At 42.4% G+C, this 720-nt stretch carries 1 pseudogene; it reads right to left on the bottom strand.

The features are described from left to right. Positions 1-48 precede the first annotated feature (48 nt). Positions 49-720, bottom strand: a pseudogene (locus CVN76_RS06440) (D-alanyl-D-alanine carboxypeptidase); the annotation flags it as partial.

Genomic DNA, 720 nt, shown 5'->3' with positions numbered 1-720 from the left:
TAATGTACTATAATTTTATACATTACGCAACACTTTTATACACGAATATTAAAACCAACCTTTAACAGTTGAAGCTACACTGCTCCATACATCCCCGAAGAATCCGCCAACTGCCCGCATGGATAATACGAACCAATTTGCTTTTTCTACCGTTTCGGCAGCTACGACATTAACTTTTGTTGAATTGCCGTTAATGTACCCGTAATCTTCGCCCTTTTTAGGAGTGACGGTGATGTAGCCGAGCTTTTCACCTTTTTTGATTGGTGCCGTCAGCTTACCGGCTTCGTTCAATTTGTTTTTATCGATCACTAGATCGGTTTTATAGTTATCTTTACCGCCATTTTCTACTAGCAGCTCAATTGCTTTTTCTGATTCGATCTTGACGCTTTTTTCCTTACCTTTAACAACTGAAAGGGTTTCTTCCCCTTTCACCTGATACTTGGCTGGAAGGACTTTTTCTTTTTTGAAGGTTGCATACGCATAGTCCATCAGCTTGGTGCTGTCCGCAAAACGTTGATTCTTATTAGTGGACTTCATGACAACCGTGATATAGCGTTGACCATCCCGTATGACCGTACCTGTATGGCCATAGCCGGCATATTCAGTGGATCCCGTTTTCAGCCCGTCCACGCCTTTATATTCGAATATAAGGCCTGGCAGCATCCAGTTGAAGTTCGGATATTCCTTGCCATCTCGGAATTTCAATTTGGAGATGCTGGC

This window comes from Bacillus sp. mrc49 (assembly GCF_002803435.1).
Note: the sequence above shows the minus strand (reverse complement) of the source record. Positions and strands in the feature narration are given on the sequence as shown.